This is a genomic window from Cyanobium sp. NIVA-CYA 375 (assembly GCF_056108345.1).
The window spans coordinates 18,651-35,875 of record NZ_JBSYHW010000025.1; the positions used below are offsets into that span (position 1 = coordinate 18,651).

16 protein-coding genes are annotated in these 17,225 nt (G+C 55.9%); 5 read left to right on the forward strand and 11 right to left on the reverse strand.

The genetic code is table 11. The features are described 5' to 3' along the window. Positions 1-236: 236 nt before the first annotated feature. Positions 237-512 (forward strand): hypothetical protein, encoded by a 276-nt coding sequence (locus tag AC01FP_RS08370; RefSeq protein WP_474479498.1) that lies wholly within the window; start codon positions 237-239, stop codon positions 510-512. 482 nt (positions 513-994) lie between these two features. Here the strand turns inward: AC01FP_RS08370 and AC01FP_RS08375 are convergent, their stop codons facing one another. Both AC01FP_RS08375 and AC01FP_RS08380 read right to left on the reverse strand, forming a co-directional pair. Next, positions 995-1,387: a DUF3721 domain-containing protein gene (locus tag AC01FP_RS08375; protein ID WP_474479500.1), complete on the reverse strand. Its 393-nt coding sequence runs from the start codon at positions 1,385-1,387 to the stop codon at positions 995-997. Between the two features lie 42 nt (positions 1,388-1,429). Next, a complete protein-coding gene (locus tag AC01FP_RS08380) occupies positions 1,430-1,672 on the reverse strand; it encodes a hypothetical protein (RefSeq protein WP_474479501.1) in 243 nt (80 codons plus the stop codon). Between the two features lie 149 nt (positions 1,673-1,821). On the opposite strand from AC01FP_RS08380, the gene AC01FP_RS08385 reads away from it, so the two are divergent. Next, positions 1,822-2,241 (forward strand): MerR family transcriptional regulator, encoded by a 420-nt coding sequence (locus tag AC01FP_RS08385; protein ID WP_474479502.1) that lies wholly within the window; start codon positions 1,822-1,824, stop codon positions 2,239-2,241. 27 nt (positions 2,242-2,268) lie between these two features. On the opposite strand, the gene AC01FP_RS08390 is transcribed toward AC01FP_RS08385, so the two are convergent. Continuing rightward, positions 2,269-2,511 carry a type II toxin-antitoxin system YoeB family toxin gene (locus AC01FP_RS08390; RefSeq protein ID WP_474479517.1) on the reverse strand — a complete coding sequence of 81 codons (243 nt, stop codon included), beginning with the start codon at positions 2,509-2,511 and terminating at the stop codon, positions 2,269-2,271. A gap of 645 nt (positions 2,512-3,156) precedes the next feature. On the opposite strand from AC01FP_RS08390, the gene AC01FP_RS08395 reads away from it, so the two are divergent. Together AC01FP_RS08395 and AC01FP_RS08400 are read left to right on the forward strand one after the other, a co-directional pair. Further along, on the forward strand, positions 3,157-3,519 hold the full coding sequence (locus AC01FP_RS08395) for an AbrB family transcriptional regulator (RefSeq protein WP_474479503.1): 363 nt from the start codon (positions 3,157-3,159) through the stop codon (positions 3,517-3,519). A gap of 930 nt (positions 3,520-4,449) precedes the next feature. Beyond that, positions 4,450-5,124: a cupin domain-containing protein gene (locus AC01FP_RS08400; protein ID WP_474479504.1), complete on the forward strand. Its 675-nt coding sequence runs from the start codon at positions 4,450-4,452 to the stop codon at positions 5,122-5,124. A 339-nt stretch (positions 5,125-5,463) separates the two neighbouring features. Here AC01FP_RS08400 and AC01FP_RS08405 read toward each other — a convergent pair whose 3' ends face one another. The 6 genes from AC01FP_RS08405 to AC01FP_RS08430 form a co-directional block, all read right to left on the reverse strand. Further along, on the reverse strand, positions 5,464-6,135 hold the full coding sequence (locus AC01FP_RS08405; RefSeq protein ID WP_474479505.1) for a carbonic anhydrase: 672 nt from the start codon (positions 6,133-6,135) through the stop codon (positions 5,464-5,466). A gap of 574 nt (positions 6,136-6,709) precedes the next feature. After that, positions 6,710-7,777, reverse strand: a complete 1,068-nt coding sequence (locus tag AC01FP_RS08410; protein WP_474479506.1) for a type III polyketide synthase — start codon at positions 7,775-7,777, stop codon at positions 6,710-6,712. Beyond that, the gene (locus tag AC01FP_RS08415; RefSeq protein ID WP_474479507.1) at positions 7,774-8,892 is read right to left on the reverse strand and encodes an NAD(P)/FAD-dependent oxidoreductase; all 1,119 of its coding nucleotides are present in this window, start codon (positions 8,890-8,892) and stop codon (positions 7,774-7,776) included. The genes AC01FP_RS08410 and AC01FP_RS08415 overlap by 4 nt, the downstream gene beginning before the upstream one ends. A gap of 53 nt (positions 8,893-8,945) precedes the next feature. Then, positions 8,946-9,659 carry a methyltransferase domain-containing protein gene (locus tag AC01FP_RS08420; protein ID WP_474479508.1) on the reverse strand — a complete coding sequence of 238 codons (714 nt, stop codon included), beginning with the start codon at positions 9,657-9,659 and terminating at the stop codon, positions 8,946-8,948. 675 nt (positions 9,660-10,334) lie between these two features. Then, positions 10,335-10,595: a hypothetical protein gene (locus tag AC01FP_RS08425; protein ID WP_474479510.1), complete on the reverse strand. Its 261-nt coding sequence runs from the start codon at positions 10,593-10,595 to the stop codon at positions 10,335-10,337. 1,232 nt (positions 10,596-11,827) lie between these two features. Then, complete coding sequence (locus tag AC01FP_RS08430; RefSeq protein ID WP_474479511.1) at positions 11,828-12,259, reverse strand: RrF2 family transcriptional regulator; 432 nt, start codon at positions 12,257-12,259, stop codon at positions 11,828-11,830. 314 nt (positions 12,260-12,573) lie between these two features. Between AC01FP_RS08430 and AC01FP_RS08435 the strand changes: the two genes are divergently transcribed. Continuing rightward, on the forward strand, positions 12,574-15,249 hold the full coding sequence (locus tag AC01FP_RS08435) for a cation-translocating P-type ATPase (RefSeq protein WP_474479512.1): 2,676 nt from the start codon (positions 12,574-12,576) through the stop codon (positions 15,247-15,249). Positions 15,250-15,618: 369 nt separating this feature from the next. Here the strand turns inward: AC01FP_RS08435 and AC01FP_RS08440 are convergent, their stop codons facing one another. Both AC01FP_RS08440 and AC01FP_RS08445 read right to left on the reverse strand, forming a co-directional pair. Continuing rightward, positions 15,619-15,981: a hypothetical protein gene (locus AC01FP_RS08440; protein WP_474479513.1), complete on the reverse strand. Its 363-nt coding sequence runs from the start codon at positions 15,979-15,981 to the stop codon at positions 15,619-15,621. Positions 15,982-16,543: 562 nt separating this feature from the next. Further along, complete coding sequence (locus AC01FP_RS08445; protein ID WP_474479514.1) at positions 16,544-16,954, reverse strand: tellurite resistance TerB family protein; 411 nt, start codon at positions 16,952-16,954, stop codon at positions 16,544-16,546. Between the last annotated feature and the right edge of the window lie 271 nt (positions 16,955-17,225).

Consider the following 17,225-nt stretch of genomic DNA (forward strand, 5'->3'; position numbering starts at 1 on the left):
TGAATTCAACCCTGCAGAGACAGATATCGTGGAATCCGAGTGGCATCCCGAAATACTACTCTAAACTCTAGCAAATCTTACATAGACGAGTGTTAGGCCATGATTGCTGCACCTTGCTGGCCTCACTGAATAGCAGTGAGTCCGTCAACGGCTACATGGAGTAGCAAGAAATTGACGAGCTCAATGCTTGGCACTCGCGCAATTGGTTCACTAGTTTTAACCAGTGCTTCCACCTAATGAAGGGGCGTGTGGACGGGCTAGATGCCAAGGTGGGAAAATTGGAGGCACAGCAGTTATCGACTAACACCAAGCTCTCAGGCCTGGCCACCTTTGCGTTAGGTGGTATTGACTACTCCAGTGGGGGCAAAAATAACATCCAGGATTGCTGCGGGAACCTGATATCCGCCCGCTCAAATGTCACCATTAACTACGATGCACAATTTACATTTTACACCAGTTTTGCAGGCAAGGATTCGCTTCGCGCAAATGCCGGGTCGGCTCAGCTAAGTTAGAAGTCGCTTTTGAGTAAGATGCAGGTCTCAATATTCTAGGTATTGACAAGCTATTCTATCAATTCCCTACTGGCAATCAATTTACTGCAACGGTTGGCGCACGCGTTGGCCAAGAAGACATGCTGGCTATCTGGCCTAGCGAGAAGCCTGCCGCCTACAGCAATTACCTGGGCGTAGGTGCGGGTCTTTAGTGGCGAGACAATGGCTGGAGTGTGAGTGCTAATTAAGCCTCTGCTCTCGGCTCGGATTCAACCAATGGGATAATTGCTGAGGATGCCGTTGACATTGCCATATTTCAGAGGCTGGCGATAACGATACAAGTTGTGCGCTGGCGGAGATCAGACGAAATACACGTCCTAGTCAAAAGGCTTGGCGGGCAAAAGATGCCTTGCAGAATCCAAAACCAGATGGACAGAACACAAAGCGGTACTTTTTTTGATCAAGTGCGTAACGGACGATTGGGTCATTACATGACTCGCTTATCAGTGATTTGAATGTGGGTGCTCAGCGCATGGCATCCATAGAGATCCCATGGCATGAACCCCTTTGCAGCCAAGCTCCTGGGCTTTTTCTAGCGCTAACACCTTGCTGGGGTAGGCCATCAAGTTTTCCTGGACTGGTCGATTGCTGTGGTGTTGGTGACTGTTGCTTGGGCTGAATGTCCAAATGCCCATGGCATTCATGCCTGCCACTAGCACGCCCATGCCAACCACGCAGGCATTGATAACGCCCATTCCAACTACCCCAACGCTGACTACGCCCATGGGCACCACGCCAATGCTCACCACCCCCATTGGCACGATGCCGATCGATACGATGCCCAAGGGAGCTACGCCAATGGCAAGCAACTTAGGTTTGTCGCCGCATTGGGCCATATCAGTTAAGTGATTAGCAGGTAATTAATTAACTTATGGAATTTAATGGGGTGATTCACTGGGCTTGGAGGGCTGGGACTCAGCATGTTTGGCGCACGGCATCCACTGGGTACCCATGCTGTGGGCTCCGCTGCAGTTGAAATGCAGCCTGGCGGCGGTTTCCGCTTCCGCCTTTGTTTGGTAAAGAGCCGGTACGCCCTTTTGGCTTGCGTTGCAAGCTCCAGCCAGCAGCAATTGAGCCGCAATGGCACCGATCCCCATCGCGGCAAACTTCCGGGAACTCATCGTCAGGACATTGAGCAGGCAGAGAGCAAGAAATGGTCGACTGTAACCCTAATGCCAATCTCCCCTCAGCAGTGGTTACTGGAGGGATAAATGCGTTTTTCTCGGTCCTGGCTTAAGTTTAATATGTCCACTAGATGGAGGGTTGACCGATGGCGCCCCTGCCCCTTGCAGCAGCTAACGACGCTCCCGGTCTTCGGATTGGCGAGATGGCCAAGATCTCCGGCCTTTCGGTGAAAACGATTCGCTTTTATTGCGATCAGGGCTTACTGCACACAGCCCGCTCTGAGGGTAGATACCGTATATTCAGTTCCGAAAGTATTGCGGAATTGGAAATCATCCGGGCTTTGCGATCTATGGATGTACCGATCGGCGAGTTGGCCCGGATTCTGGAAGTGCGCCGTGCAGGAGTTTGCAATTGCTCGGTACTCAAAGAAAGTATCACCACCAAAATGAACTCCATTGATTCGCGCATTCAAGAGCTTCAAGCGATGAAATCTGAGCTAGCTCGCTTACTATCCAGTTGGCAGGACTGCGGAGGCGCAAAATCCGAGAATACTGCTCAAAACTGATCGGCTTTCTCCAGGGCCTACCAGCTATCAAAAGCGCCGTGGCAACGCCAACCAACTGGCCACAGGCCGTGCTCTTAGCCGTGGCTCAAGAACCTGGGCAGCTAAGACTTCCAATTGAACACCGCATCTCTTGACGCGATCATATCGGCAGGTAAGGATCATGACCTTGCTCCCATGCAGCCGGTGGACGAGCTGATGTTCAGCATCGATGCGGCGCAACCAGTAGGCCGAAGGGTTTTCACGCAGCAGCTCCGGTTTGCCAATGCCCACGAATTGATCCCGCAAGAACTCTGCTTTCGCCAATATCTACTGGGATCGGTTGCCAAGCAGGTGTACTAAGTAGTAACGGCCTGGATAATCGCCAGGGTGGTCGATCCGACTGATGCGGATCCCTGAAGCCGACTGTCCGTGGAAGCGCAAGATGTCCGCTGCCCGAAACCAGAAAGCCCCGCTCCTGGGCCAGGATCAGCCCTCACATGGGCCATAAACCGCAGCAGCTCACTAAGGGCGCCATCCAGGGAAGAGGGGACCAGGGACACCCGGCAGGGGATCAAGAGTTCTTGGTTTCACTACGTTCGCCTGCTTTACCAACAGCGATCGCGCCCAGACAGAGCCCTGGCTAGAAGCAGATGAGCGTGCCAGTTGTGCTCTCCAAATGCTGGGGCGAATGCAGGGCGCTCCGGAGCTGCTGCGCAAGGGGCACTTCTAAATTGACGGCAATAATGATGGAGAAGCCTGCGGAGTAACCGGCCAACCTCCTTCCCTAGCGGTCCTAATGCTCCAGCTAGGGCCCCTATTTGAAGCCGTGCTACCGGAAGCGGCATGATTACTAGAGGATTCAACGCCCTTTTTGCGCGCTATCCCACTTGACGATCAGCGTTGGGTTGCTATTTTGATTGAGTTGGCTTTTTTCTAATGCTCACCGGATCTGATCTGCTCGCCAAAGTAAAGGAGTTGGGCGACGTATCTAAATCAGAGCTCGTACGCGATTGCGGCTATGTAAGCACCAAAAAAGATGGTGGTGAGCGCATCAACTTCACCGCTTTCTATGAGGCACTGCTAAGCGCCAAAGGTGTCAACCTCGGCACCGACAGCGCAGGCCGGGGCAAGGGTGGGCGCAGCCTTAGCTATGTCGCAACTGTTCAGGGCAACGGCAACCTACTGGTAGGCAAGGCCTATACCGCCATGCTCGACCTACAGCCAGGCGATGAGTTCGAAATCAAACTCGGCCGTAAGCAGATCAAGCTGATCCCCCTGGGCAGCGCAGAAGAGGAGTGAATTAGTTGCCGGTGTGAGAGCCTGCACCCCCTTACTCGGCTGTAGCTGCCCTACTACCTATTCCTGCGATGTCCCATGAAGTTTAAACACTGAACCAGTGCGGAGTTGCTGAACTGGTGGGGGTAATGGAAATGGGTTGCGATCCTTCGTTAATGCAGATCTGCGGCATGGCAGCAGAAACAACTCAGAGCAGCAGCATATCTGCTGATTCTTGCCGCCTTGCTACCGCTGGCTACGGCATTCGTCACCTCAGCTGGTAAGGCTGGTCACAACCGACCGCGGTGAGCTCGCTAATGATGGATGCGTCCTTGGCATTGCTTGCTGCATCTCAGGTCAGTCCAGTCCAATTCCATCAAGAAGAGGAGAGAAAAGAAGCAGATGAGAGAAGCTCTGTTCATAGTTACCCAGAGACCCGATGGCAGCTTGATCGGCGAAAATATCGCCCTACGGCTTGCCGTTAGCGGCATTGATCGTGATGACCTCCACCATGAAGCCCGAGAAGCGTTGATAAGCGCGGTCGGGCCAGCCCATGTGAGTTATCGAGTTCGTTTACTGCACGCCAATCGGCTAAATCGCTCTACTAGTGCTGGTTGCCTGTCGTGGGGCGGCAGCGCTGGTTTTGTGTAGATACAATCCAGTATCGGTTTTCTTAATCGTTGAAACAAGAAAAATGATCCCTGTTCGTGCACTACTTCTAAATAGCATCCTGCACTCGCTGTGTTCGGTGGGTGCGATGGCCTTATTGATGGCATCGCTGCTCGAGTGGGGCCTAGTTGCTGAGCAGCAAACCGGCCTGCTCTGAGTCTCCTACTTGGTAGCTGCCAGCTTTACTAGGCCCTGCTCGCTCTCGGCGGGCAATTTTGTAGCAGAATGAGCCCACCGCAATGGGTACCTCTTACTCCTTATCCATTCGCGGTCAGAATCAGGGCTATGGAACTCAATGCCGACCTCAGCCAGCGGGCAGTGCTCGACACCCAATCCCTGGACTGGAATCCCTCCCCGATGGTGGGGGTGGAGCGGCGCCTGCTCGATCGCAACGGTGGCGAGATAGCCAGGGCAACTTCTATCGTTCGCTATGCCCCCGGCAGTCGCTTTGAACGCCATCTCCATGGCGGCGGCGAGGAGATCCTGGTCCTGGAGGGTACCCTCTCAGATGAACAGGGCGACTACCCAGCTGGTGCCTACTTGCGCAATCCCGCTGGCTCAAGCCATGCGCCATTCAGCGTGGCAGGCTGCACGATCCTGGTGAAGCTGCACCAGATGCACCAGGCTGACCAGCAGCAGCTAGTGATCAACACTAATAACGAAGCCTGGGTTCCTGGTCTGGTCAGGGGGCTGGAGGTGCTGCCGTTGCATGCCTTTGGCTCTGAACACGTTGCACTGGTGCGTTGGGCGCCGGGCACTGTGTTTCATCCCCACGGTCATCAAGCTGGTGAGGAGATCCTGGTGCTTGATGGCGTATTCCAAGACGAACACGGTACCTATCCGGCTGGCAGCTGGCTGCGCAATCATCCTGGCAGCGTGCACAGGCCATGGAGTGAGGCCGGTTGCACGATCTGGGTTAAGACCGGTCACCTCCCGAAGACGGTGGGTCCGCAGGACTGATCGCCAATCGATGCTCCACTTGCAAGAAGACAAACCAGGCCGCCCAGTACTGACACCACCGTGAAAGACAAGGCGCAGTGGCAGCTTCCATTTCATTAAAAAACGGTAGTGTTGGGAGCTCTAGCATCTACGGCTCCGCCTCAGCAGACGACTAGCGAAATCAATGCAACCGAGAAACTTGGCACCAAAAAAGGAACATCAAGGCCCCTAATCCTGAATGGTTGTAAACACCGGTGAAGCTCCCTCCGGGTCAAAGTGGCTCTTGCTGGAGCGCAACAGGACACCTGGTTGGCATATCGCAAAGCATTGTCACCTCGCTGAAAAAGGTTTAAAAAAGGCTTAATTAAACGGGCCCGGGTAGGAAATTGGCTCCACATTGCCCATCCAATCGATTGCAGAACTGTGCAAGTCGTAGTAGCCCGCCACCACCACCAGCTGACCGGCGCGCACCCGATCGGTGAGCAGCACGCTGGAATGCACCAGATTTCCAGCAGCGCTGAGGGTGTGGCGCCGGCAGGATTCCTCAAGGGAGAGGTGGTCGCCATACTGCAATAGCTCCATGCGCAGCTGGCCCACCACCTGGGACAGGCTGGGCGTCAGCAGCAGTTCGGGGTGCATGGCTGCAGACACAGCACCGCAAGCCTCGTGACCAAGCACCACCACAAGGGACACATCTAAATGCCCCACCGCGTACTCAAGGGAGGCTATTGCCGCGGTGGTACTCATCGTGCCAGCGTTGCGCACTACGAACAGGTCTCCGAAACCAGAATCGAACAGCAGCTCAACCGGCACCCGCGAATCGGCGCAGCCGAGGACCGCTGCCAGCGGGTGCTGCCCCTCCACCACAGCCCGCATCCGTTCACGGGTGCTGTGAGGATGCAGGGAGTGGCCCTCAAGAAAACGTTCATGGCCCTCTTGGAGCCAGCGCAGCACGGCGGCCGGTCCGCCCGCTGGCAATGGGACAGGAGCCGGCGGGTGACCTGGTTCAGGGAGAGCGCTTGGTTCGGCCATGGAGGGCAGCCAGCACAAGTGGTGCTCTGAATTACTCATAATTGGCACCCCATCTGGCTCCTCAGGTGTTCAAAACGAACAGGTTGTGGAGATTGTCACGGCAGACTCCACCGTCTAGCGCAGCATTGGGATAATTGATTTCAAGTAAATAATGTAGAAAAGATAATGTGGAAGAAGTAAAGCTTCTCGATATGGCTTTAAAAGATCATGCCAAGATTGGCTTTATGCCTACTCATGCTATCGATATGTGGCAAGACTGCTAGTGCTCAAGCAGTCAGCTATTGCGAAGCAAATGCCGTCTGCAATAGCTGGATCGATACCGTCAATAACCGATGCTGTATAATGGGTATTAAGGCAAATAAGACGTTAGCGTTAATCGGACAGTTTGGCTTGCTGGAGCAGCTGATTCCGACGCTGCTTGTCATCAGCGGTGATTCTGTTAAAGATGAGCATCGCCCATTTGTGTGCAGGGGAGTATGGGCTCACTTCAGTGACCAGGGTCGAGTTCCTCGCGTCCAAAATTGCGGCTATTGCCAAGCAAATATTGGGATTAATCAGCTGTATCGAGCTGCATTTACGGTATCAAAAGCAGAGCCACTTCAACGCTCAGTCCTGGTCCAAAAGCCAGAGCCAGGCATGGTCCTGATGCTGCTAAGTGACGCAGACGATTGATAATGAACAGAACCGTCGCCGACGACATATTACCGTGCTCCCGCAACACCGCCTGAGATTCAGCAATCTGATCAGGTTCTAGTTCAAGAGCGTTGGCACATGCCTGCAGTAGACGAGGCCCGCCCGGATGTACTGCCCAACTGACGATTTCCGCTATAGAAAATCCCCTAGATTTTAACCACCGCTCGAGCCACGGTTTCAGCTGTGAGGCAACAGCCTCCGGCACCTGGGGAGAAAGACCCATTTCAAAGCCATGGTTGCCGATCTGCCAGTACATAAGCTCCTCAGTATTAGGTAGCACCGTGGAACCAGAAGCCAGCAGGATGGGAAAGCTTCCAGCACCACACATATCGGCAGTAGCCACCAGTGAGGCGGCCCCATCGGCAAATAGGGAATTGGCTACCACCTTCTCAGGATCCCAGCCGTAATAAAGATGTAGGCTGCAAAGTTCAACGGCGCAGAGCAGCACCACTGCATCGGCATCTGCCTCAACATAAGCCCGGGCTACCCGCAAGCCATTGAGGGCGCCATGACACCCCATAAAACCCACATGGGTTCGCTGTACCCCTGCATCAAGACCGAGCTGCTTTATCAAGGCAAGATCAAACCCTGGCGATTGGAAACCGGTGCAACACACAGTTACCAAATGGGTAATCTGGGCTGCTGCAATCTGAGAGTCTGTTAGAGCACGGACAGCGGATGCTAACGCTAAAGGTGCTGCATGGCGTGAGAATTGCGCCATCCGAGCTGCAGTACTGGGGCTTTCTTTGCCATAGAAGGACAGTGGCTCATTCCTTTTGCTAGATGCCAATACACTGGCGCGACTTTGCACCTGGGTACGGCGTAGGATTCTCTGCACTAGAGCGGTTTTGTTGTTATCGCTGGCACTAACCCGCTCAGCAAGCAGCGCAGCTTCCGTTTGATCAACCTGGTTTGGCGGAACTGCTGTACCGATGCCGCGGATATTCATGGGATGGCTACCTGGTTGAGCTGTGATATCAACTGCTCGGAGAGCACCGGCAGGTGCTTGCTGAGGGCAAAGGCCACAGCAGTTGCTGCCGGTTGTCGCAATAACAACGCCAACGCCCGGCAAGTCCGCTGGCGGTGGCCGATCTGCTGGCCTTGAACCCGCTGCCAGCGGCGTTCAATATCTGTGTTCCAGTGATCAATGCCGGCTAAAACCAATGGCACTACTGCGGCTCCGGCAGTTAAAGCCCATGCCATTCCTTCACCAGTAAAAGGTTCCACGTAGCCAGCTGCGTCACCAAGCAAAAAAAACCGTTCCCCGGATATGACCATGGCGCGGCGGCTTAAGGCGGAGGTGACCTGCCACTGGGCTATTTCCAGCCCTGGCGGAATTGCGAAACCTGCGCTATCCAGCACAACCTGGGCCGCTTCAGCTGGTCCGCAATTATCTGCTCTGCCTTTAAGGGCTTGGCGATCAAAGGCTGCTGCAACGTTGAGACAACCGTCTTCTCTCTGCACCAGCCCTACATAGCCATGTCGGCCGATTGCCATATGAATAATTCCGCTCGGATAGGGCGCTGCTGATGCCTGCAACACACATCCTGCTCCTACACGTGAGTGCCGCCTAATTAGCACTTCTGTGGCTTCGCTGGCGGCTATGCAGCGGTGGGCTAATCCAGCGGCCACTAGAACAACCTTGGCGCGTACCTGCTCGATTTGCTTGGCGCCGTACTCCTGCAGGGTGACAGTTCTTGCCCCCGAGTTAATAGGGCCCATTACTGCTGTGGTGCTGCCTCTGAAGCATGCCCCTGATGCAATCGCCGCCTCCACCAAAGCCTGATCAAAGCGTTCGCGCGACAGGGCCCGCCCACCTGGCAACGCCAATAAAGTCTGATTACCCCTGTATCCCAGCTGTAGTTGATCTAAAAGAACACCACCAAGGCGGCTAACCAGACTGTCTTGGCCTGCTGCCGCGAGAACCGCCTGGGCCTGCACATTAAGACAGCAACCACACACCTTCCAGCGGGGGAAGGCACGCTTTTCTACGAGCAGAACCTGCACTCCTTTGCGGGCAAGCTCGATCGCTGCCAGAGAGCCAGCGGGGCCTGCGCCTATCACTAAGGCATCCCAGACTTGAGTGCTATCGCCAGTGATGAAACGCTCTTTCAAAATTAATTGCGTTCCCAGCTCAGAAGATAACGCTCAGGCCAACAGTGTTGAAGCTTGGCATTTGGTAAGCCAGCCCTATGCGTCATTACCCGTACCTCAGCAATTTTAAAAGCGGCACGCACAGATAAGGGGCCATCGGTGTGAACCACCCAGGAACGACTAAGTAAGCGGGTGCCGGCCCAAGCCAATACATAGCCAAGGCGGCTACGAATCAAGTCGCTTATCAACACCAAGTGACGTGCCCGCCGGGCCATCACCTTAATTAGCTGTTCAGCGTCGGCGTCGTTGAGATGGTGAAGAAATAGGGAACAAAACACCACATCAAAATCTTTATCTGCATCTGGTGACGCCAGAGCATCAGCACAAAACAACTCCAGTTCAGCGCCGCGACGCTGGGCATTGGCTTTGGCGATTAGCACAGCCTCAGGGTTTAGATCGCACGCGTGCAGCTTTATTGCCAGCCCCCTCCGCTTGCACATCAAGGCTAGGTCGATGGAGGTGTCGCCACCACCGCAGGCCAGCTCGAGTACCTGCAGAGGCGTTCCTTCCTGGCGCCTGGCAAGCGTTTCGATTGGAGCAAGCAGGCTTGCAGCAAGGCCACTGATCCCATTGATCCGGCGCAGCCCCGCTAGAGCCCGGGCATGTTCTTTAGGATCTAGCCCCGGTTGATCCATGAATTCCGGCTGACGATCTCGCCGAACTAGTCCATTCATCATGGTGAGCCAAGATCTTACAAAGCTAGTGTTTTTGTCTTCGCATCAGGGGATACTACGGGGAAAACGTACTGCCATGCCCCATTTCCGCAGTACAGATGTCTGAATGTCATTCTTTCATGCGGTGAATCGGTTTTAAGCCATCCTCCAAGGGAGCAGAACGTGCCAATAATAAGCCCTATAATTCATGAATACGTTTAATAACCAATTCTAGTCCTTCGGCTTGACACCACAAACCGTAAATATCTAGAACATTAGGGCGTATTCCTTTGATAGGAACCTTAAGAAAGCCCTGCCGCTGTGCCGCCTCCAGCAAGATGCGCTCCCTTTTGGTAAGCCTGTGGGGAGTTCCACGACTCCCAATCCTGGCCCCAGTGGATTTACCACGACTCAACCTTTCGATATCGTCCTTGCGTGTCCGAGCCATGGTGAAATTAGTGCTTGTAGACATCTTGGGAAGCAGACTGAAAGGTTGTTTATATAATTCCAGGCTTTTATGTGTAGCGATGTCAGAGCAATATAAAACGGTTAGGGCCTTAGGTCGGGCATATTACACTATTCATGCAGTTCGCACGAGCCTAGGTTCTAATGCATAAATTAAGCAAGATGCTTCGTTTGTTTTAGTTATCAGGCGTTAATGCAATCGACTTTTGTTAACAACTCTGCCTATTTGGCAAGCTAAGCAACTCCCGTAGCAGCATGGCGCTTGCGCCCGAGCGGTTCAATCCAATCGTGCAAGACCTGATTGTGATGGATAACTCGACTGGGGATGCGGCAGCCCAGGTTGATCTGTCCTTCATCTAGCAACCGCCCGAGCCGAATAGCCAGAGCCTCTTCGTGCCTGGCAAAGGAACTCTGCTTGGCGGCAACCCAGGCGATTTCTTGTTCAGTAATGACACCAGTGGACATCGATTCCAAAAAGACTTCGCCGAGCGTCATGAGAGGCGTGTAACGATTCCGTAACATGCTGCCGCGTCATCGACCCGACCGTGGCTCGGGGGAGGGAAATATTGGAGACGAAATCAGTATCGGTAAGTGGGGTCTCGCGTTTCAGGGCCGACCGCACACCGCAATCGGTCGCCAGGTGGGGATAGCCTGGATAGAAATCATTTTCTGCTTCAGATGAAAAAAATAACGGCACCATTGCGTAGGGCAATTATTTACGGCGCAGTTAGCTATGGCGGTCTTGTTCTCATCAACAACTCAGAACTTAATCTCCCCAACATGTGGGTTGCATACCTGCCAATGTTTGTCGGTGTTTATGTGTTGACACAGTGGTTGGATCGAAAGATCGGAAGCTGATAAAAACCCCAATAGCTTATACAGCCGCTGGGCTCAATGGATGAGTATATTGTTCGTGGCACGATTCCTGTGTGAGGTTGGTTTAAGAATTTTCCCGTAGATTCTGTGCTGCAGAGACAAACCAGAAGCAGAAAGGCTGAAACTGGCAGTGGCAGGCGACGTAACCATCGCCCAGGACCCCTAAACCGATTTTGTGGGTGATCCTAAAGCCGACTAATCCTTCTCAGCAACTACACTGATCAGAATGCCAACTATCGCAGTACGGCCATTGGGGTGCTCGACTCGCTGGAGCTGATGTATAGAAAATAATCAATATGTTTTCAGTTTTGGCTGCAAGTACTACTGTGATGAACTAAATAGCCCCTACCAAAAGTCTACAATCAGTTGCATGATAATCAGCTCAGATTGACATCAGCAAGAAAGGATTGGCCCATAAACAACTTAGCGCCAAGGCTGATTGCAATCCTAGTGTGGCCATGCGAACGATCCAAGTCTCAGCAATGGTGATATAGTTGAAGGAGAAATTAATATAGGCTGCAAAATTTTAGATGTAGATATTTTAATGTAAAAAAATGTTGGTGACTGTGGGCAGATCAATACGGGTTTGCTGCAAAAGTTAATCGGTCACAAGGGTGTGGGTTGCCACTAAAATGAAATACACTCCTGCTCCTTTGACTGTACCTCCAGTACCATAACAAGGAGCTTTCGCCGACTTGCCTTTTGGTTGCACGTTGGACTCAGTCATCCGCTGGATGCTCTGCTTCTCTTGGACTCCATCGGAAATACGGGAAGAAATATATCCCCCAAATTTTATTCCCACGAATGACTCCCCCACGTGCACGCTGGCATGCGGTTTTTGATGTAAAACTTCAGATGTAAAACATCGGACTGGGCTGTCGCAGGCTGTCGCGCCCTGCTAGCAGCTGAGCCAGCGTGGTGGACTGCAGAACCATTTTGCGAGCCTTCTCAGCTTGATGAGCCAGCCCATCGAGCACCCGGAATTCGGCGTTGCTGCGATCGCCTTGCCGCTCCGCGTGTGATTCACCTTCTAGGCATTCCTCCACCTCAGAGACAGTAATCAGCTCCGGCGAACGGGTCAGCTGGTAGCCGCCCCTAGGCCCACGCACGCTGACTAGGTAACCCCCTTTGCGCAGGGAGGTGAGCATCTGCTCTAGATAGCGTTCGGGCATGCCATGCCGCCTGCTGATCTCGCCGGTCTGCACCCGCTCCCCCGTTGTATAGGCGGCGGCCAGATCGATCAATGCAACCAGTCCGTACTCCGTCTTGGCACTAAAGACCATGGCACGCCAATGAACTCGTCCCATTCTGCCAGGTAAACAACGGTTCACAGGTCGGGAATTCCTTGCGCCGACGTGCCCTGAGCCAGATTGATGCAGGCCCCACCAGAACCCAAGTCAGGATGTTGCCAATGATCAGCATCAAAATCGCAGCCAGCTCGTGAAATACTGTGCTAAATGTGATCTCAGGTAATCAGCTTGAGGGCCCATTGAATTGTCGGGCTCAGCGACGCCACCATCCAACCAAACTTTTGTGTTTAGCAAGCTCAGTCGATGGCAAGTGCGCTAAGGCTTGCTCCTAAGCCCTGAGCCGCTCCATGCAGCCCCTGCCCGCACCATCCCATGCCCTGCCAGCGGCCGATGTGCTGGTGGCCCTGCAGAGCGATGGCACCTTGGGCCTGAGCGAGGCGGAAGCTAAGCGGCGGCTGCATACCCATGGCACCAATACGCTCACAAACAGGGGCGGCAAGCCCGGCTGGCTGAAGTTTTTACTCCAGTTCAACAATCCACTGTTGATCACCCTGCTGGTGGTGGGGGCGGTGAAAGCGCTGCTGGGACACCCCCGCGATGCTTTGGTTATCTGGAGCGTCACGGTGATTAATGCCGTGATCGGCTTCGTACAGGAGAGCAAGGCCGAGAACGCCATCGCCGCTCTGGCGCAATCGGTGCGCACCGAGGTGGAAGTGGTGCGCAGTGGTGCCCGCCAGCGACTGGCGTCGGAGCAGCTGGTACCGGGCGATCTGGTGCAGCTGGAGGCTGGGGCGCGGGTGCCGGCTGACCTGCGCTTGCTGGAGGGGCGCCAGCTGCAAACGGATGAATCGGCCCTCACCGGGGAATCGATGCCAGTGCACAAGGGCACCACCGCCGTCGAGGCATCCGCCCCCCTAGCGGAGCGGATCGGCATGGCCTATGCGGGCAGCTTCGTGACGAAGGGCCAGGGCGTGGGGATTGTGGTGGCCACGGGCGACGACACCGAGGTGGGCTGCATCTCCACCTCCCTGCAGGACCAGGTGGATCTCACCACCCCACTCACGCGCAAGTTCGGCCGCTTCAGTCGCAGCTTGCTGAAGCTGATCCTGGTGCTGGCCGGGCTCACGTTTCTAGTGGGGCTGGCGCGGGGGCGCGGCGTCGATGAGATGTTCGATGGGGCCGTGGCCCTGGCGGTGGGCGCGATTCCGGAAGAGTTGCCAGCGATCGTGACGATCACCCTGGCCATAGGCGTGAACCGCATGGCCAGGCGGCGGGCCATCATCCGCAAGCTGCCGGCCGTGGAAACCCTTGGCAGCACCACAGTCATCTGCTCCGACAAGACCGGCACCCTCACCCAGAACCGGATGACGGTGCAGCACCTCTATGGGGGCAGCCAAGCGATGACGATCGAGGATCTCTGGCCGAACTCGGGCCGGGCCGGCCCCACGAATGTGGCCCTACAGGAAACCCTGCTGGCGGGCCTGCTTTGCAACGACGCCCGACCGAGCCGCCGTGAGGGCCTTGTCGGCGATCCCACCGAAACGGCCCTACTGGTGGCAGCTGATGCGGCCGGAATCGACCGTCAGGATGCGCTGGAGCGCCATCCCCGCCGCGATGCCATTCCCTTTGCTTCCGAACAGCAGTTCATGGCCACGCTGCACGGCAGCGAGCGCATCTTGGTCAAGGGCTCAGTGGAAGCCGTCCTGGATCGCTGCAGCCGGCAGCTGAATTTCCTAGGCCAGCCTGAAGCCCTCGACCGAACGGCTATTGAAGCGGCCGTGGGGGCGATGGCGGCCCGTGGGGAACGGGTGCTGGCCTTTGCCATTGGCCAAGCAGAGGCCTCCCAGCACCAGTTGGAGCACCACCATGTGGCAAAAGATCTGGATTTCCTCGGTCTGCAGGGGATGCTGGATCCACCGCGCCCCGAGGCGATCCAGGCCGTGGCAGCCTGCCAGGCGGCAGGCATCACCGTGAAGATGATCACGGGCGACCATCTGGAAACGGCCCGCGCCATCGCCCGTGAAATTGGCATCGGTCGCTCTCCAACCGCTGAAGCTGAGCAGCTGTTGGCTATCGATGGCCGCCAGCTAGCCGAACTCGGGCCGGATGGCATCGCCGAGTGTGTCGATCGGGTAGACGTGTTTGCCCGGGTGACGCCGGCCCAAAAGTTGCAACTGGTGCAGGCCCTCCAGGCCAACGGTGAGGTCGTGGCAATGACCGGCGACGGCGTCAACGACGCGCCCGCCCTCAAGCAGGCCGACATCGGCATCGCCATGGGCGCCGGCGGCACCGAAGTGGCGCGCCAGGCCGCAGACATGCTGCTCACCGACGACAACTTCGCCACGATTGAAGGGGCGGTGGAAGAGGGCCGCACGGTCTACCTCAACCTGCGCAAGACCCTCGCTTTCGTGCTGCCTGTCAATGGCGGCGCGTCGATGACGATCCTGCTGGGGGCCGTGTTCGGCACCGCCCTGCCGGTCACCGCGCTGCAGGTGCTGTGGCTCAACATGATCTGCTCGCTGACAATGTCGATCCCCTTGGCCTTCGAGCCCGTGGCCCCCTGGTTGATGCAGCAACCGCCCCGGCCGCCGCAGCAACCCCTGCTCACCGGCCGCTTGATTCGGCGGTTGCTGGTGGTTTCGATGTTCAACTGGATGGTGATATTTGGCCTGTTCCTCTGGAGCACAGGGCGCGGCAGCGACCTGCCCCTGGCCCGCACCATGGCCGTCCAGGGGCTAGTGCTGGCCCATCTTGTTTATCTGGTGAGCATCAGCCAGCTGCGCTCAGCTCTGCAGGCCGTGCCACGGCTGGGCTGGGCTGCCTTTACCCGGGCTCCGGCGGTGCTGCTCGGCATATCTGGCACGGTGGCGCTGCAGTGGGTTTTCAGTCAGAGCGCGGCGATGAATCGCTTTTTTGGCACCGCGCCGCTCAATTGGGAGGAGCTGGGTATCTGCGCCTTGCCGATGCTGCTGATGCTGCCAGTGGCCTGGCTGGGGGAGCGACTCGACCCCACCGATGGCTAATTAATTGCTAAGCCCAGTCCGACTGGGCCATCTATTTAAGTTGAGATCTTGGAGATCAATGCGGCTGTGCTGATGTCCTAAGCGCAATTATTCAAGCCCTGGACCCAGAAGCGGCAAGCCAGTTGGCAGGTCTGAACGCCAGCATCGGTACATCAGGGCATAATGCCTCTTGCGGGCCTGGCTAGAGGAAGGGGTACTGGGTTTGAGACCTGGATTTCCGTGCGTTTGATCCTGGAATCCGATGGCGGCTATAGCAAAGAGGAGTCTTTGGGGTTGGCGCCCAACTATGTTTTGTATGCCATAAATCTATCGCAAATCCAAACGCCACTTAGGTGGCGGTGATTAGAAGCCTGGTTTCGCTAGTGGAGCTCATGGCTCACGCTCGCAGCTGTAGCGCTCCACGTTGCCGCGCAGCTGAGCGAAATCTGGATGATTTGGATCAAGTGCCTGCCACCACCAGCGGCCATCGGAATAACTGGGCACGCCGGCATTGTTGGTGCGGGGTAGTTGAAGACTCAATTTGCGCCAGTGCAGCACCATGAAGGCTCCGGGCACCGTATCGGCGTTGCTGTTGGGGATGTCTGTCGCATCCACTGGGCCATTGAAGGCCAATGCCTCCAGCGGCTCGCCCTCACAGAGGAAATGCTGTAATGCACTGCTGCTTGCATCGGCGCTACGCGCCGCCAGCAGCATCAGCAGACCCAGGGCAATGGCAACCAGCTTTCTGAGCATTTCCTATCTCTTGTGGTAGGCAGGCAATATCCACACTGGCAGTCGGTTAGGGCATCGTCATCACCCATCGGCCTAGCTGGGGCAGCGCGTCGTGTTGGTGGTCTTGGGGTCTTGCTTATCGCGCAGGCTTATTGGGCAACCCGCCGTTGCAGTAGTTAGCTGCGCTCCAGCCACGCCAACCCAGCCTCCTAGCACTTGTTCCACCGTGAGGCTTGCTCAGCGACGGGGGCAAGCGACATGGCAATCGAGACTGCGCTTGCCGTGTCAACCAAGGCCAGCACTGGGAAGAGGTGGGCGTTGATCATTTCGCGAACGCTGAGCTTCCGTTCGTCGTGATCGGGCATGAGAAGCATTGAGAGGGAAGCGTATCCATTGTGTATGCCCCTTGCTGGATCGCCTGGCTCCCCGGGTTCGGGAAAGTTATTACCATCCCCAACAGTTGCCCAGCGACAATTAGATGGACGGGGGCGTTTGGTCGGTGTTCTCCGCACCACCCCAGCCATGGCCACTCCCTTTGGGGTCGAGTTCTTTCACGCTGGAGCCCAGCCGCATACGGCCCCGACTACTCCGCCTCCAGCAGGGACGCGTGGAGCACGTCCATAACTTTATGGACGATTTCCGTCTCCAGCTCCTCCAGCTTGAATGTGTAGGCCAGGCTGGTGAGGATGTTTTGTTCATCTGGCTCGAGAGGCCCATCTGATCGCATGATTTCAGTAGCCACTGCGTAGGCGGTGTGGCATTGCTGCGGACTAAGTGCTCCAGCCGCCTCAAGCATCAAGTGCTGGGGCCCTTCGGCGCGAAGATCGGCCAGAACCGAGTCCAACAATTCCACCATCTGCATTTCAGCAAGGTCGGAGAAAGGGGCCCTGTAATCCAGGGCATGTCGCAGAGCGCGTGATCCAGCTGGTGTAAGCACTCCGTCCCAGGAGACAGCGGCAAGCGCCACGGCGACAAAGGCCCGCGTTGGATCCATTGGAGAAGGCGGAGTCGCAGGATCTCCAACAGGTGGAAGCGTGGACGTCATGAGGCGAATGGGGGGTAAGAACTAGATGAACTTGATTCCGGCGGGACCGCAGAAGCCGATTGCGGAAGAGATCTCCCGACTTGGAGCCGTTGGCCTTGTCCTTTCGGCGGCAAGAATGCTTCTACACTCCAACATTTTCTTTTCGTAACCGTTCACGGGGCGTGCCGGCCTGACCTTGACATGACATAGGCAGTCACCACTTCATGATTGATGCGCAGCT

Bases quoted from the DNA above. Each gene is read 5' to 3' on its own strand.
- AC01FP_RS08370 (WP_474479498.1), top strand. From the start codon at position 237: ATGAAGGGGCGTGTGGACGGGCTAGATGCCAAGGTGGGAAAATTGGAG.
- AC01FP_RS08375 (WP_474479500.1), bottom strand. From the start codon at position 1,387: ATGGCCCAATGCGGCGACAAACCTAAGTTGCTTGCCATTGGCGTAGCT.
- AC01FP_RS08380 (WP_474479501.1), bottom strand. From the start codon at position 1,672: ATGAGTTCCCGGAAGTTTGCCGCGATGGGGATCGGTGCCATTGCGGCT.
- AC01FP_RS08385 (WP_474479502.1), top strand. From the start codon at position 1,822: ATGGCGCCCCTGCCCCTTGCAGCAGCTAACGACGCTCCCGGTCTTCGG.
- AC01FP_RS08395 (WP_474479503.1), top strand. From the start codon at position 3,157: ATGCTCACCGGATCTGATCTGCTCGCCAAAGTAAAGGAGTTGGGCGAC.
- AC01FP_RS08400 (WP_474479504.1), top strand. From the start codon at position 4,450: ATGGAACTCAATGCCGACCTCAGCCAGCGGGCAGTGCTCGACACCCAA.
- AC01FP_RS08405 (WP_474479505.1), bottom strand. From the start codon at position 6,135: ATGGCCGAACCAAGCGCTCTCCCTGAACCAGGTCACCCGCCGGCTCCT.
- AC01FP_RS08410 (WP_474479506.1), bottom strand. From the start codon at position 7,777: ATGAATATCCGCGGCATCGGTACAGCAGTTCCGCCAAACCAGGTTGAT.
- AC01FP_RS08420 (WP_474479508.1), bottom strand. From the start codon at position 9,659: ATGATGAATGGACTAGTTCGGCGAGATCGTCAGCCGGAATTCATGGAT.
- AC01FP_RS08425 (WP_474479510.1), bottom strand. From the start codon at position 10,595: ATGACGCTCGGCGAAGTCTTTTTGGAATCGATGTCCACTGGTGTCATT.
- AC01FP_RS08430 (WP_474479511.1), bottom strand. From the start codon at position 12,259: ATGGTCTTTAGTGCCAAGACGGAGTACGGACTGGTTGCATTGATCGAT.
- AC01FP_RS08435 (WP_474479512.1), top strand. From the start codon at position 12,574: ATGCAGCCCCTGCCCGCACCATCCCATGCCCTGCCAGCGGCCGATGTG.
- AC01FP_RS08440 (WP_474479513.1), bottom strand. From the start codon at position 15,981: ATGCTCAGAAAGCTGGTTGCCATTGCCCTGGGTCTGCTGATGCTGCTG.
- AC01FP_RS08445 (WP_474479514.1), bottom strand. From the start codon at position 16,954: ATGGATCCAACGCGGGCCTTTGTCGCCGTGGCGCTTGCCGCTGTCTCC.